Source organism: Komagataeibacter oboediens, from assembly GCF_003207815.1.
Lineage (GTDB): Bacteria > Pseudomonadota > Alphaproteobacteria > Acetobacterales > Acetobacteraceae > Komagataeibacter > Komagataeibacter oboediens.
The window spans coordinates 1-2,548 of sequence record NZ_NKTX01000146.1 but is presented as its reverse complement, the minus strand read 5'-3'; the positions used below and the strand labels follow the sequence as shown (position 1 = coordinate 2,548).

Sequence of the window (2,548 nt, the reverse complement as noted above, 5' to 3'; positions counted from 1 at the left end):
TTCACTGGCCAGAAATATAAAGGCGACCAGCACGGCGGTCAGTGGCAGCGTTGCCAGCCCCAGCACATTGACCCAGCCATAAAGCACGGCCAGGCCAGGCGCAAACAGCGAGGCAAGCGCCGTGCCGGAATTGCCGGCCCCGGCAATACCCAGCGCCGTGCCCTGATATTGTGGCGGATACCATGCCGAGGCCAGCGGCAGCGCAATCGCGAACGACGCCCCGGCGACGCCCAGCACAAGTGCAACCCCGAACAGTGCGCCATAGCTGTGTGGCGCGATCACCCATGTCAGGAACAGCCCGGCGATAACAAGAATCTGGGCGCCAATCGCAACCCGACGTGGCCCGAAGTGATCGACCAGCGCGCCCGCGAGTACACGCAGCAGCGCACCCGCCAGAACGGGCGTGGCCACCAGCAGTCCCTTCTGGCCTGCGTTCAGATGCAGGTCATGGGCAATGGAAATGCCCAGAGGGCCAAGCAGGACCCACACCATGAAGGAGACATCGAAATAAAGGAATGCCGCGAGCAGGGTGCGCGGGTTTCCGGCCTTTAGAAATCCTTTGTCCACGTCATCGCATCCTGTCCCCATCATGCGATATGGATGGAGACGCCTTTTTCAGGCACGGAGACCATCGTTGGCCGTCCGGGTATCGTCGTGACCGATTCTGCAGTTTTCCTGCCGCTCACCGCCATTGATGAACGAACCGATGGGAAAGCTGTCCTGTCGTCTTTATTGGCACGCGGAACAATGCGATGTCAAAACATTTTGCCATGTCGTTCATCTGGCAGGGTATGTAACGGTCATATGCCGTTCAGGCCCCATGCCGCCCGCCCTGCCGGTCGGGAGTGGAGGCCGGGCAGGTTCGCAACCGAATGCCGGAGTGGTCCCGGCTGGCGCAGGAAAGGGCATGCGCAGGCCGCAGCGTGCAGGCTGTGAAGGCAGCGGGTCCATATGTTCTGGTCGGTGCCAGGGCACGGGTAGCGGTCAATGCGCAGGACCTGCTGTGGCACTCGAACCATGATCCAACAGGCACGCGGCTCAATTTCAATACCGGTGCACTGCTGTTCGCGGAAAGACAATGCCACAGGAAGATTGCTGGACGGGGGGCACATACAGACCTGGCGGCTATTGCGATATCGGACAAGTCCCCGATCAGTCCGTTTCCAGCACAAGCCATAAAACCAACCGGACCGTCTTTGCACAACTCCCGCCGTGACGCAGTACCATGGTTCGAGTGTTCCCGACGGGGCTGGGCATTGCCCGGGTACCCCGCTACCATGTAACGTGCAGTATCAGGACGGGAACGCAGGCGGGACGCCCGGTATGATTTTTGCTCCCCCCTCCGTTTCCCCCGCGAACCTGCGGATGTCGTCATGGGTGCGTCGAGCGCGACTGGCGTGCCGGACTGTTCCACGACGACCGTCATTCCCCTGCCCCGAACTGCTGAGAGCCCCGATGCGGACATGCCTGCGCACCATGGTTGCGATCCTGTTCTGCCTTGCAGCCCAGCCCACAGTGGCTTTCGCGCAGGACCATGATGGGCGGGGCACGCCAGCCATTGCCACGGACCATGGCCGGGACGAGCGGGTTTTCAACCTGTCCCTGAATGATGGTGAACGGCTGAGTGTGCTTTTTGCCACCCCGGCCAGCCCTAGGGGGACCATCGTCATGTTACCCGGTGGGGCGGGTGACATCGGACTTGGGCACGATGGACGCATCCGCCACGGTGACAATTTTGTCGTACGGACGCGGGAACTGTGGAACAGGCGGGGTTATGCCGTTCTCATTCCCGATACGTCCGATCATGCCAACCTCAGGGGACATCGCGCGTCACCGGCCTATGCGCGCGTCGTGGGGGGACTTGTCGCCCTTGCGCGCCAGCAGGGATCAGGACCTGTTTTCCTGCTGGGCACAAGTCAGGGAACAATCGCTGCCGTAAATGGTGCGGCGCATGCGCCAGCTGGCAGCATTGCCGGTGTCGTGCTGACGGAATCCGTGTCTGTCATGGGCGGTAGCCGGGAGACGGTCTTCAGTGCCTGTCAATCGGCACTCAAAAATAACCCCTGATCGGCATGCAATATTAACCCCCTGTTGAAGGCCCGGCCTGTCTCCTGAAGCCGTAGGCGTAAGGAGACAGGCCGGGGCAGGTATGGATCTGGAGAGAGGTTCAGTTACGGTTCCTGAACCGCCAGCTTTCGTTCCCTGTCTCGATGATGTCGCAGTGATGGGTCAGACGGTCGAGCAGTGCCGTGGTCATCTTGGCGTCGGCGAATACACTGGCCCATTCACCGAAGGACAGGTTCGTGGTGACAATGACCGAGGTCTGTTCATAAAGGCGGCTGATCATATGGAACAGCAACTGTCCGCCAGACTGGGCAAAGGGCAGGTATCCCAGTTCGTCGAGGATGACAAAGTCCAGTCGGCCGAGTTGTTCGGCCAGCCGACCCGCCCTTGCCGCCCGACTGTCAGCCTCAAGCCGGTTGACCAGGTCCACCACGTTGAAGAACCGGCCACGCCGACCTGTGCGGATGCAGCTCCGGCCAATGGC

The 2,548-nt window shown here is 61.3% G+C and carries 2 protein-coding genes and 1 pseudogene; 1 reads left to right on the top strand and 2 read right to left on the bottom strand.

Translation table 11 applies throughout. The features are described 5' to 3' along the window. On the bottom strand, positions 1-567 hold a 567-nt coding region (locus tag CFR80_RS17645; protein ID WP_146221704.1), incomplete at its 3' end, for an MFS transporter. Between the two features lie 888 nt (positions 568-1,455). Between CFR80_RS17645 and CFR80_RS20045 the strand changes: the two are divergent. Further along, positions 1,456-2,037 (top strand): annotated as a pseudogene (locus tag CFR80_RS20045) (alpha/beta hydrolase); the annotation flags it as partial. 130 nt (positions 2,038-2,167) lie between these two features. Here the strand turns inward: CFR80_RS20045 and CFR80_RS17635 are convergent. Continuing rightward, on the bottom strand, positions 2,168-2,548 hold a 381-nt coding region (locus CFR80_RS17635), incomplete at its 5' end, for an ATP-binding protein (RefSeq protein ID WP_181418227.1).